The sequence below is a fragment of the Pseudoxanthomonas sp. GW835-FHT14C01 genome, assembly GCF_058793715.1.
Genome location: NZ_JBXAGB010000001.1, coordinates 762,586 through 775,327 on the forward strand (window position 1 = coordinate 762,586; position 12,742 = coordinate 775,327).

A 12,742-nucleotide genomic window follows, 5' to 3' on the forward strand; every position below is an offset into this window, starting at 1 on the left:
CGTTTCCGTCATGGAGGCGAGTCCGCCATGATGCCGCGTTCCGGCACGGCCGTCGCCGCCCGCTGCGCGACACCCACCCGGTGCCCGGCCAGGGCGTAGTAGAGGATGTAGAGGTAGCCGGGAATGGCCAGTCCGGCGAACACCGCCTGGAAGTCGTAGTGCTGCTTCAGCACCGCGAACGCCTGCGGCAGGATGGCGCCGCCGGCGATGCCCATGATCAGCAGCGCAGAACCGGTTTCGGTATGCCGGCCCAGTCCCTTGATCGCCAGCGGGAAGATCGCCGGCCACATCATCGCGTTGGCGAAGCCGAGCGCGGCGACGAAGCCGACCGATACGTAGCCGTGCGTCAGCAGCGCACCGAGGGCGAACAGCACGCCCAGCGTGGCGGAGATGGCGAGGTACCGTTCCTGCGTCACGAGGCGCGGGATCAGTGCCAGGCCGACCAGGTATCCCGCCAGCATCGCGAACAGCGTGTAGGTGGTGAACAGTTTGGTCTGGTCCAGCGGCAGGCCGAAGCCCCGCCCATAGGTACCGATCGCATCACCCGCCAATACCTCCACGCCGACGTAGAGGAACAGGCACAGCACGCCTAGCCAGAGGTGCGGGAATCGCCACAGGCCGCGCTCGTCGTCGACGCCGCCCGCCACCGGCGCGGCATTGACCTCCGACGGCTTCACTTCCGGCAGGGGCGAGAACAGGATGCCGATGGCGACGACGACCAGGACACCTGCCATCACGAGGTAGGGCAGGTGGATCTTCGCCGCGAAGGCATCGAGCAGCACCGCCTTTCCGGCCGCATCGGCGGCCCCGACCTGCGCGGCCAGGTCGCCCACGCCATGCAGCACCAGCGTGCCGAGCACGAGCGGCGCCAGCATGCCGGCCACCTTGTTGCAGATACCCATCAGCGCGATGCGCTGTGCGGCGCTTTCGATCGGACCCAGGATGCTGACGTAGGGGTTTACCGCCGTCTGCAGCAGCGCCAGGCCACCGCCGATCACGAACAAGCCCGCCAGCGCGCCCGGATACCAGCGTTGCGTGGAGAACTCACCGAACGTCGCGGCGCCCAGCGCCATCACGAACAGGCTGGCCGCCAAGCCCTTCTTCATGCCGGTGCGCTTGAGCAGCGCCGCGGCCGGCAGCGCGAGGAAGAAGTAGGACAGGTAGAACACCATCAGCACGAGGAAGGCATTCACCTCGTCCAGATCGAAGGCGAGTTGCACGAAGGTGATCAGCGGCCCGTTGATCCAAGTGAAGAAGCCGATGATGAAAAACAGCACGCCGACGATGGCGAGCGAGCGGACTGCACTGGAACCGGCTGCGGTGGTCATGGAATCCCCTTGAGCTGGCGATGCCAGCCGCCAAAGCGTCGGGCATCGGGAACAACGTTGTCAAAGCCATTCGGGCAAGCCCCGGAAATGCACGGAGCCGGGAGACGCCTGAAGCCTCAGCGGGAGGGCCTCATCCTCTTGCACTGCAGCATCAAGTCCTGTCGGACTTGCCCGGATTCTTCCTTTCTGTTCAACAATTAACGACATTCATGCGAGCAATGATTCCCTGAACACGGAGATTGTTTCCGTTTCATTACGTCCCCCTGCCTGTCGAACGCCTATTTCATGACAGAGCCTTGACAACGTTGTCAAACACTTTCCACACTCCGGCCATATCGGGATGCGGGAGTCCCGGCCGCGAACATGTGGGGAGACGTGTGGTCGCCATAGCGAATCCAATGCCGACGGATGCCATCAGCGGGGCGCACGACGCCTTCATCGCGGCGGATGTCGGCGGCACCCATGTCCGCATCGGCCTGGTCCGCGGCAGCCGCGAGCCCGGCGCGCCGGTCAGCGTGCTGGAGTACCGCAAGTACGCCTGTGCCGACCATGCCGGCCTCGGCGACATCGTCGCCGACTTCATCGCCCGCCTGGGCGCGGGCCGGGTGACGCGCGCGGTGATCGCCAGCGCCGGCTACGCGCTGGAAGACGGCACCGTCATCACCAACAACCTGCCCTGGCGGCTGTCGCCGGCCGAACTGCGCACACAGCTGGGCTTCGACGACGTGCGGCTGGTCAACGACTTCGAGGCGGTGGCGCATGCCGCCGCGCAGATCGATGCCAGCGAGGTGCTGCAGCTGACCGGGCCGGCCATCGCGCCGAAGCACGGGCCTACGCTGATCCTCGGCCCGGGCACCGGCCTGGGCGCCGCCGTCTGGATTCCCGCGGGACGGCGGGCCGTCGTACTGGCGACCGAGGCCGGCCAGGCCGCACTTACGGCCGGCAACGCACTGGAAATGGCGCTGCTCGCCGAGATGCTGAAGACCCGCACGCACGTGCCGGTCGAACACGCCCTGTCCGGCCCCGGCCTGATGAACCTGCACGCGGCGCTGTGCGCCGTGCGCGGTGCGCCGCCGTCGTCCTACACGCAGCCGGGCCAGATCACCGCCGCCGCGCAGTCGGGCGAAGATGCGCTGGCGCGGGAAAGCCTGGACGTGTTCTGCGGCCTGCTCGGCAGTGTCGTCGGCGACATGGCGTTGCTCTACGGCGTACAGGGCGGCGCGTATCTCGCCGGCGGCATCCTGCCGAAGATCCGCGACGTCCTGATCGCCAGCAGCTTCGTGCCGCGGTTCCTCAACAAGGGATCGATGCGCGAGGCGCTGGAACGCATTCCCGTGAAGCTGGTGGAACACGGGCAACTGGGGGTGATCGGTGCGGCCCGGTGGTACCTGGGGCAGCAGGACGGCGAGTGAGACCAAGCGCCGGGAAAGGCGCATGCGATAGCGGCGATGTCAGGGCTGGCACGCCGTCGACGGAACAACGCAACACCAGGCACGGCGGAACAGCGCGAGCGATGGCTGCCGACACTCAAGCAGATCGGAGAGACACCATGAATTACCGCAGATCCATCCTTTCGGCCACCATCGTGACGTGTCTCGCCATGGCTGTTCAGGCGCAGGCGCAGGACACGCCACCTACCGATACGCAGGCGACCGATCTCGATACCGTGGTCGTCACCGGCATCCGCGGCAGCATCGAAAAGGCGCTCGACGCCAAGCGCGATGCCGCCACGCATGTCGAAGTCGTCACCGCAGAAGACGTCGGCAAGCTGCCGGCCAAGAACGTGGCCGACACGCTACGCCAGCTGCCGGGCGTCAACATCGCCTCCTCGAGCGCGAGCGAAGGCGGTTTCGACGAAGCCGATCGCGTCAGCCTGCGCGGCACCAACCCAAGCCTTACCCAGACCCTGGTCAACGGCCATACCATCGGCACCGGCGACTGGTTCGTGCTCAGCCAGGTCGGCAACGTCGGCCGCAGCGTGAGCTATTCGCTGTATCCGTCCGAGATCGTGGACCGCGTCGTCGTCCATAAGACCTCCGAAGCGAAGCTGGTCGAAGGTGGCACCGCAGGCTCGGTGAACATCATCACCCGCCGTCCGCTGCAGTTTGCAGAGCCGCTCACCATCCAGGGCTCGATCGGCGCCGTGCACTCCGACCTGCCGGGCGACACCAAGCCGCAGCTCGATGCGTTGCTCAACTGGCGCAACGACGAAAGCACGGCCGGCTTCCTGGTGCAGGTGTTCAACGAGGAGCGCAGCCTGCGCCGCGACGGCCAGGAAGTGGTGGGCGGGTACGGCACCATCACCTCGACCAACCCCGATCTGAATGGCGTGCTCTATCCCAACCTGATCGGCGCCGCATTGTTTGAGCAGGTGCGCAAGCGCAAGGGCGGTGTGGCAAATATCGAGGCGAAGGTCACCGACAACCTGACCCTGAACGTCAATGCGTTCTACTCGAAGCTGGAAGCGGACAACTACAACCGCAACTACATGATGTGGGCCAGTCAGTTCGTCAATTCCAAGACGCCTACCGCCTACACGGTCGAAAATGGCGTGCTGACAAGCGCCACCTACGCAGCCACGACAGACTCGCCGGTCGTACCTTACGGCGTGTACGACATGATCTCCCGCCCGGGTGCGGAGTCGACGTCGAAGTACATCGCACTCGACGCGGAATGGAATGCCAGCGACGCGCTGAAGTTCGTCTTCCAGCTTGGCACCACCAAGGGCAACGGCAGCAGTCCTACCCAGGACGTGCTGGAAACCGGCATCGCCGGCAACGCCGGCGCAAGCTGGAGCATGAACGGTGTCAGCAATCCCATCGACTGGTCGCTGGGCGGCACCAACACGGCGGCGAACCACCTGCCGCAGAGCGGCTGGATCTTCGGCGCCCAAGGCATCGACGTGCTCGACAAGGAAGACTGGGCGCAAGCCGACGGCCAGTTCTTCTTCGACAATGACACGCTGTCGTCGCTGGATTTCGGCTACCGCTACGCCACACACGAGCGCAGCAACGACTTCTCGCTCGCGCAGGGACCGAACTGGTCCACCAACTGGACCGACATCACCGCCTATCCGGCCGCCGGCGGCAACTATCCGGGCGACTTCGGCGTCGGCGGTAACGTGCCATCAAACATCTGGTATTACACGCCCGGCCAGCTGGCGGAGATCAACGCCCGCTTCGCCAACCGGAACAATCCCGAACGCTTCTACTTCTCCGACGTCTATGGCGTGAAGGAAGACATCAATGCGGTGTATGCGCAGCTGAACTTCCGCGGCGACCGCTGGAGCGGCAACGCCGGCCTGCGCTATGTGCGGACGCAGACGGATGTGCATTACAACCAGGGGCTCCTGCCCAACTCCGGCATTCCCGGCGCAGTGGTCGGTTCGGCCTTCGGCGACTACCTCCCGGTCGTGGTCAACAACGACTACAACGAGTTGCTGCCCAGCGTGAACTTCAAGTTCGAGCTGACCGACAATCTGGTAGCACGCGTGTCAGGCAGCAAGACCATGACGCGTCCAGACTTCTCGGCACTGGCCGGCTCGCTGACGCTGAACGACCTGACGCACGAGGGCAGCGGCGGCAACCCGAACCTGGATCCGCTGGTCTCGACCAACTTCGACGCTTCGCTGGAGTGGTACTTCGCGCCGCGCGCCCTGCTGTCCGCCAGCATCTTCTCGATGGACATGGACGGCTACGTGGACTTCGACAACGTCGTCCTGCAGTACAAGGACCAGCAGGCCAGCCAGGCGGCCGGTACCGACGTCTACAGCGATTATTTGGTATCGATCCCGATCAACTCCAACGGTAAAGCGCGTGGCGTCGAACTGACCTACGAGCAGCCGATCGGCGAAAACTTCGGCATCAACGCCAACTACACCTATGTGGATGGCGACGCCGATGGCGGCAAGCCGCTCAACGGCACCTCCGAGAACACCTACAACTTCTCGGCCTGGTACGAGAACGCGCGCTTCAACGCCCGCGTGAACTACAGCTACCGCAGCTCGTTCTATGCCGGCGTGAGCCGTACCGACAACTTCTACCAGGACGACTTCGCCACGGTGTCGGCGTCGCTGGGCTTCAAGGCGACCGACTGGCTGACGATCAGCCTGGATGGCCTGAACCTCAACGACCCGAAGCTGAAGTACTACACCGAGAACGACGCGGTGCCGGGCTACCTGCCGCACGCGTTCTACAGCAACGGCCGCCAGTACTACCTGAATTTCCGCTTCAAGTTCTGATCCACGCGTTACCGGAGGCAGGTGCTTGCGCCTGCCTCCGGCGATCCATCGCAACACACACGACCATCGCGTCGTGGCATCGGCGCCCCCGCGCCGGCACGGGAGAAAGACAGGGGAGCGTCAGGACAGGCGCATCGCGGGCAGGGCGTGGGGACGCCTTCCGCTATATCGCAAGCGGCCGCAGGGTCGGGCCGCACATTCTTCGGGCAATGATGGGAGAGACATCATGAAGCATCGCAAGACCGTTCTATCCGCCGCCATCGTGACGTGTCTCGGCTTTGCCGTGCACGCACAGGCGCAGGAGGCCACCGCACCTGCGGCCTCCACCGAGCAGGCTTCCGAACTCGACCGCGTGGTCGTGGTCGGCATCCGCGGCAGCCTCAAGCAGGCCATCGACACCAAGCGCGATGCCGACTCCATCATCGACGTGGTCACCGCCGAGGACGTGGGCAAGTTCCCCGCAACCAACGTGGCCGAAGCCATCACCATCATCCCGGGCGTGACCATCGACAAGGCGTTCGGCCAGGGCGAGAAGGTCAGCATCCTGGGTACCGATCCCGCCCTGAACCGCACGCTGCTCAACGGGCAGACGATGGCGTCGGCGGACTGGTTCATCAGCGACCAGCCGGGCCGCACGTTCAACTACTCGCTGCTCGCGCCGCAGCTGGTCAACAAGGTCGAGGTCTACAAATCGCCTGAAGCGCATATCGACGAAGGCTCGATCGGCGGCACAGTGATCATCAGCACGCGCAAGCCGCTAGACCTCGAGAAGACCACGATCTCCGGCCAGATCGGCTATCTGTACAACGACCGCATCGAAGATGGCGACCCGCAAGCCTCCGTGCTGTTCGGCTGGAAGAACGCCGCCGACAACTTCGGCCTGATCCTCACCGCGCAGTCGTCCGAGGAAGGCATCCGCCGAGACGGCATCGAGTCCTACGGCACGGTCCGCGCGATCGACTACCGCGACGGTCAGGGCGGTGGCGGTTCCGTCAACAACCGCCCGATGGACTGGTCGGTCGGTGCTCCGAAGCCGCAGATCTGCGTCGGCGCCTGCGAAACCACGCTGCAGAACAACCTGACGGCGGTCGGCCCCAATTCACTGAGCGCGCATTACTTCGAGCAGACCCGCAAGCGCGACACGGTGTCGCTGGCGCTGCAGTTCAAGCCGACGGACAAGCTGGACATCGAGTTCAACGCGCTCGACGTGTCGGCCGACTACGACAACATGAGCCACTCCATGTTCGCCTTCATGGGCAACGCGTGGAACGGCCTGATGAACCTGACGGACGTCACCGTGGAAGGCGGCGTGATCACCCGCGGCACATTCGACAATGCGCTGGTGGTGTACGACCTGATCAACCGCCAGGCGACCGTCGATACCGACTCCTACGACCTCAAGGCCACCTGGAACGATGAGCGCTGGTTCGCCTCGGCGCACGTGGGCCGCTCCAAGGCCACCGGCGGCACGGGCCGTCAGGTGTACGGCGAATTCCTCAACTGGTCGGACTACACCTACGACATCAGCGGCGATCCGACGTTGACGTTCAGCGGCGCCAATCCGTTCACCGATCCGTCCGCATTCCAGATGGACGGCGGCTGGGGCGCCGACCCGAACCTGCCGACGTGGAATCCTGGCTGGGGCGGCAACATCGTCTTCAAGCCGACCTGGGACGAAGAGAAGTACGCGCAGGCCGACTTCGGCATCCGCCTGGATTCGCCGGTCTACCAGATCCGCTTCGGCGCCAAGCGCCGCGAGCACGAAACCGGACAGCGTATGGGCGGCGTGTCGCTGGCGACCGTGGCGGGTTACGGCAACGCGCTGGCATCCGAGTTCGATCCGCGCCCCCTGCCCGGCAACTACTTGAGCGGATTCCACAACACCGGCGACCTCGCCAACCGCTTCACCATTGATGGTTGGGCCCTGGCCGATTACATCCTCAGCGGCGACTGGCTGGCCCCGTGGCAGACGATGCCGCAGCCCGGCACCTTCAACGACCCGTCGTTCGTCTCCAACACCTGGACGGTGACCGAGGATGTCAACGCTGCCTATGCGCAGGCGGACTACAGTTGGAACGGCCTGCGAGGCAATGTGGGCGTCCGCTTCGTGCAGACCGAATCCAACAGCCAGGGCTGGCAGTGCACTACCGGCACCGTCTGCGCAGCCAACGGCTACGAGCAGGTCAATGTCCGCAAGAAGTACAACAACGTCCTGCCCAATCTCAACGTCGCCTACGACCTGTCGAACGACGTGGTTCTCCGAGCATCCGCGGCAAAGGTCATCTCGCGTCCGAACTACGGCGACATGTCCAACTATCTGTGGCTGGGCCCGCAGACGCTTACCGGCGGCGGCGGCAATCCGGACCTGGATCCGTACGAGTCGAACAACTACGACTTCTCGGCCGAATGGTATTTCAACGAGAACTCGATCCTGGCCGGCACGGTGTTCTACAAGGACGTGTCCAACTACATCCTGTACACCACCAGTCCGGAAGTGCACTTCAACCAGTCGACCAACACCGATACCACGTTCATCATCTCGCGTCCCCGCAACGCCGGCAGCGCCCGTGTGCAGGGCTTCTCGGCGGCGTTCCAGCAGAGCTTCGAGAACGGTTTCGGCCTGCTGGCCAACTACACCTACGCCGATGCGGAAGCCGACAACGGCGACCAGTTGCCGTTCAACTCGGAGAGCCAGGTCAACCTCAGCCCGTTCTTCGAGAGCGAGCGCTTCAGCGCACGCGTGACCTACTCGTGGCGTTCGAAGTACTACACGCAGGTCGACCGCGGCAACTATCTGGTCACCGACGACTACGACTCGCTGGACGCGAGCCTGTCGTTCAAGATCAACGACCGCCTGAGCCTGGGCCTGGACGGCATGAACCTGCTCGACACGGAGTACTACACCTACGCCGAAGTGCCGGGCATCGCCGATACGGAAAAGCTGGTGCGCGGCAGCTACCGTACCGGCCGTCGCGTGCTGGCCTCGCTACGCTTCCAGTTCTGATCTCTCCACCGATGTAGTTTTTTGCTTCCCTCACGGGCCTGGACTTGTCCGGGCCCGCTTTTTTTTGGGCATGCTGTGCCCTTCGCTACCGAGGACTCCGATGAAACGATCCTTCGCCCATCGCGCCCTGGCCGGATTGGCCGTCATCCTGCTTGTCCTGGCCGGTTGCAAGGACGGGAGCGGCGACGAGGCCGGCGCCGCCGCGGCCTCCACGCCCATCACGCCGTCGTTGATTCCGGCGCCCGTCGAATTGCAGACGTCCGCGGGCGCCTTCGCGATCAACGGCGACACGCGCCTGTTCGCCGACGGCGAGGCCGCGACGCGGGTCGCGCAGCAGTTTTCCGCCTACCTGCAGGCGGCTGGCGCACCTGCGTTGAAGACGACGCAGGAAGACGGCAAGGGCCTGATCCGCTTCGTGCTTGAAGCAGCCGGCGCGGAAGGAACGAATCCCGAGGCGTACACGCTCGACGTGACGCCGGATGGCGTCACCGTCAAGGCGCGCGACGAGCGCGGCCTGTTCTACGGCGCGGTGACACTGTGGCAGCTGATCACGCAGGGCGACAAGGGCCGCGTCACGCTGCCCGCACTGCATGTCGAGGACGCGCCGCGCTTCGGCTGGCGCGGCTTCATGCTGGATCCCGCGCGCCACTTCCAGCAGGTCGAGGACGTCAAGAAGATCATCGACGCGATGGCGCTGCACAAGCTCAATACGCTGCACTGGCACCTGACCGACGACCAAGGCTGGCGCATCGAGATCAAGCAGTATCCGAAGCTCACCGGGATCGGCGGCTGCCGCATCCCGGCCGGCGATGGCGGCAAGGATCCGAAGACGGGCGAACCGCGTCCCTATTGCGGCTTCTACACGCAGGACCAGATCCGCGACGTGGTGAAGTACGCTGCCGAGCGCCACATCACCGTGGTGCCGGAGATCAACGTACCCGGCCATGCGACCGCAGCCATTGCCGCATACCCCGAGCTCGGTTCGATCGATACGCCGCTGGTCCCGTCGAACGAATGGGGCGTGTTCCCCAACCTGGTCAACGTGGAAGAACCGACGATCACGTTCCTCGAGAACGTACTGGGCGAAGTGGTGCAGCTGTTCCCGGGCACCTACGTACATATCGGCGGCGACGAAGCGGTCAAGGACCAGTGGGAAGCCTCCGCGCGCGAGCAGGCGCGCATGCGCCAGGTGGGCGCCAAGACCGAGATGGACCTGCAGGGGTATCTGGTCGAACGCCTGGAGAAGTACCTGTCCAAGCACGGCAAGCGGCTGATCGGCTGGGACGAGATCCTGGAAGCCAAACTGCCGCCCGAGGCCACGGTGATGTCGTGGCGCGGTATCGAAGGCGGCCTGCAGGCCGCGCGCCAAGGCCATGACGTGGTGATGTCGCCGTCGAACAAGACCTACCTCGACTACCTGCAGACCGCTTCGCCCAATGAGCCGCCCGGCCGTCCGGCGCTGATCACGCTGCAGGATGTCTACGGCTTCGAACCGGTGCCGCCGGATCTCGAGGAAAGCCAGCGTCACCATATCCTCGGTCTCCAGGCCAACCTGTGGACGGAACACACGCGCACGTTCGCACGGTTGCAGCACAACGCTTTCCCGCGCCTGGCCGCTGTGGCGGAAACCGGCTGGACTCCGGCGGTGAAGAAGGACTTCGCCAGCTTCGCCGCCCGCCTGCCGGCACTGCTGAAACGCTACGACGCCATCGGTCTGGGCTACGCGAAGACGCCGTTCGAGCCGCTGATCGCCGCCGAGGACGACCGCCAGGCCGGCACGGCGAAGGTCACGCTGTCCAACCCGCTCGACTACCCGGTGCACTACACCACCGACGGCAGCGAACCGACGCAGGCGTCGCCGACGTTCACCTCGCCGCTGGAGGTGAAGTTGCCTACGACCGTGCGGGCCGCCGCCTTCGCCGAGGGTCGTGCGCTGGCACCCGCGTCGACGTTCGAACTGACGCCTGCCTCAATGCTGACGCGCACCGACGAAGCGATGGCGATCTGCCCGGACGCCGGACGCCTGCTGCTGCGCCTGGAAGACGATGGTCCGCTGGAAGGCGAGCGCGCCATCTTCAACACCACGATCTTCTATCCGTGCTGGCAGTGGAACCAGGCCGACCTGGATGGCATCGCGTCGATCAAGGTGCGTGCGGGCCGCATTCCGTACTACTTCCAGTTGGCCCACGACGAGCCGCATCGCAACTTCGAACCGGCAAAGTCGCCGCTGGGCGAACTCGAGATCCTGGGCGGCGGCTGCAAGGGCCGCACGCTGGCGACGGTGCCGTTGCCCGCCGCGCCGAACGCCGACGGCTTCCTTGAGCTCGACGCCCCGCTGCCGGCGGGTACTACCGGCAAGCAGGACCTGTGCGTGCGCTTCACCGGCGACACGCGCCCGCAGATGTGGGTGCTGGACCGGATCACCCTGCAGCCGCGCTGACCCACGGCGCAGCCCAGGCAGGGAGCGCCTCGACGTCGGGGCGCTCGTCTAGGGACGGCGCGCGGGCTTGAAGCGTGCGTCCAGCCGCTGCAGTGCGTGGCGCAACGGCATGAACACCGTCAGCAGACCCGCGACGACCCCCAGCGTATTGGCCAGCGCATCGCGCGGATCGGCCATGCGCGTGGTGGTCAGCGCGCCTTGCGCGAACTCCAGGCCAATACCCAGCACAACCAGCAGCAGGGCGACGACCATGCAGGCGCGACGTGTCGCGAACAACTGCACTGCCGATGCCGACAGCAGTGCGTAGGCGATGAAATGCTCCACCTTGTCGCCGCCTTCCGGCACCGGCGGCAATCCGCTCAGGTTGACCAGCGACAGCACGATGACCACCGCGACCGCCACCAGCCAGAGCCCCAGCCACAGGCGCGGATACTGGAACGGCTTCAGCGCGGACGCCCGTTTCAAAGGCGCCAGCTCAGATCGTTGAACAGGAAGGCCGTGCCGAACTCGACATCGCTGGAGAAGCCCATCACTTGGAAGCGCTCGCCCATCTCGCTGGGCAGGGTCAGCCGCTTGGCCTCGTTGCGCAAGCGCAGCAGCGTGGCCTCGTCGGCGCGCGCCTCCGCTTCGTTCAAACGCTCCTGCAGGCCATTGCCGAGCAGGAAGTTCGCCTGCGTCGTGTAACCGGCCAGATCGAAACCGGCCTGCGTGCCGGCCTCGGCCAGCGCGGTGAAATCCACCGAGGCGGTGATGTCCTGCAATCCCGGCCACAGATACGGATCGTTGTGCACGCGATGGCGGTAGTACGCCCGCAATGTGCCCTCGTCGCGATCCGGCTGATAGAACTCGCGGCGGGTATAGCCGTAGTCGGCGAACAGCATGGCGCCGCGTTCCAGCCCACCCATCACCGCCTGGATCCAGTAGGGCAGCTGCGGCAGCAGTTCCGAGCGGTAACCGTCGGGAAACGGCTGCTCCAGGTAGCGCTCGACATGGCGCACCGCTGCGGCCAGCAAGGCATCGGCCGGGCGATCGCTGCGCACGAAACCGCCACCGGCATCCAGCGCCACGCTTTCCTCGAACACTTCGCCATCACGCAGGGTGAAACGGGGCGTCGGCAGTGCGTCGATCACCTCGTTGGCGAACAGCACGCCATTCCACGCCTCGGACGGCGGTCCCTCCAGCCATTCCACCAGATCGAACACCGGCGGAATCAGGCGCTGTCCCAGCCGCTCGCGCTGCCGTTCGCGCAGATCGGCGCTGGGCTCGAGGATGGCGTAGCGCGCGGGCAATGCATCGAGTTCGAGCAGCCGCTTCAGCACGATCTCGGCGAACGCGCCGCTGCCGCCGCCGATCTCGACGAACTCGGCTTCCGGACCCAGCTGCTGCAGCACCGGTGCGACCGCCTGCGCCACGCAACTGGCGAACAGCGGCCCCAGTTCCGGCGCGGTGGTGAAATCGCCGGCCTCACCGAACTTCGTGCTGCCCGCACTGTAATAACCCAGGCCCGGCGCATACAGGCTGCGCTCCATGAACCGCGAGAACGGCAGATTGCCGCCCTCGGCGGCCATCTCGGCGCGGATCAGGGCCGCAAGTCGCGCGCTGTGCGCCTGCGCAGCGTCATCGGGAAGGGGGAGATCGGTGTGCATGGCGCACCAGAAGCGGGAGTCTGCGCCATTGTACGGGCCGTTTCACACTACCGCGCCAGCCCTAGCCAACCCCGTGGGCCACGC

At 65.5% G+C, this 12,742-nt stretch carries 7 protein-coding genes; 4 read left to right on the plus strand and 3 right to left on the minus strand.

Annotation, left to right across the window (positions count from 1 at the left end):
• Window positions 1-8 precede the first annotated feature (8 nt).
• Window positions 9-1,328 (minus strand): sugar MFS transporter, encoded by a 1,320-nt coding sequence (locus AC1Q5B_RS03320; RefSeq protein ID WP_492630308.1) that lies wholly within the window; start codon window positions 1,326-1,328, stop codon window positions 9-11.
• 398 nt (window positions 1,329-1,726) lie between these two features.
• On the opposite strand from AC1Q5B_RS03320, the gene AC1Q5B_RS03325 reads away from it, so the two are divergent.
• The 4 genes from AC1Q5B_RS03325 (at window position 1,727) to AC1Q5B_RS03340 (ending at window position 11,012) form a co-directional block, all read left to right on the plus strand.
• Window positions 1,727-2,740: a glucokinase family protein gene (locus tag AC1Q5B_RS03325; protein WP_492630309.1), complete on the plus strand. Its 1,014-nt coding sequence runs from the start codon at window positions 1,727-1,729 to the stop codon at window positions 2,738-2,740.
• Window positions 2,741-2,877: 137 nt separating this feature from the next.
• Entirely contained in the window at window positions 2,878-5,568 is a 2,691-nt protein-coding gene (locus tag AC1Q5B_RS03330; RefSeq protein WP_492630310.1) for a TonB-dependent receptor, read from the plus strand.
• A gap of 226 nt (window positions 5,569-5,794) precedes the next feature.
• A complete protein-coding gene (locus AC1Q5B_RS03335; protein ID WP_492630311.1) occupies window positions 5,795-8,572 on the plus strand; it encodes a TonB-dependent receptor in 2,778 nt (925 codons plus the stop codon).
• A gap of 100 nt (window positions 8,573-8,672) precedes the next feature.
• Window positions 8,673-11,012, plus strand: coding sequence for a beta-N-acetylhexosaminidase (locus tag AC1Q5B_RS03340; RefSeq protein WP_492630312.1), 2,340 nt, complete (start codon window positions 8,673-8,675; stop codon window positions 11,010-11,012).
• 48 nt (window positions 11,013-11,060) lie between these two features.
• Here AC1Q5B_RS03340 and AC1Q5B_RS03345 read toward each other — a convergent pair whose 3' ends face one another.
• Together AC1Q5B_RS03345 and AC1Q5B_RS03350 are read right to left on the minus strand one after the other, a co-directional pair.
• Window positions 11,061-11,477 (minus strand): VanZ family protein, encoded by a 417-nt coding sequence (locus tag AC1Q5B_RS03345; RefSeq protein WP_492630313.1) that lies wholly within the window; start codon window positions 11,475-11,477, stop codon window positions 11,061-11,063.
• Window positions 11,474-12,658, minus strand: a complete 1,185-nt coding sequence (locus AC1Q5B_RS03350) for a class I SAM-dependent methyltransferase (protein WP_492630314.1) — start codon at window positions 12,656-12,658, stop codon at window positions 11,474-11,476. Before AC1Q5B_RS03350 ends, AC1Q5B_RS03345 begins: the two co-directional genes overlap by 4 nt.
• Between the last annotated feature and the right edge of the window lie 84 nt (window positions 12,659-12,742).